General features: G+C 48.3%; 1 protein-coding gene. It reads left to right on the forward strand.

The annotated features are described in order from the left end of the window. Positions 1–207 (forward strand): hypothetical protein (locus tag LKX83_RS33755; protein ID WP_227887697.1); only part of this gene is annotated, 207 nt, incomplete at both ends.

The following is a 207-nucleotide window of genomic DNA, read 5'->3' on the forward strand; positions in this document are numbered from 1 at the left end:
TCACCTTGCGTGTGACAGGATATGGACAAATAGTTAAACCGGAGGCTAACGATCTGGCAGAGGTGCTTGGAGAGAGCGGCTTAAGCAAGGAACATGCGGCTAAAGAGCAGCGGGAGGTTTACTTTGGGGGACAGCATTACATGGTAGAAGTCTATGACCCAACTCATCTAAGTGAAGGTCAACTCATATATGGACCGGCAGTTATTG

Source organism: Cohnella baijiui, from assembly GCF_020731285.1.
GTDB lineage: Bacteria > Bacillota > Bacilli > Paenibacillales > Paenibacillaceae > Cohnella.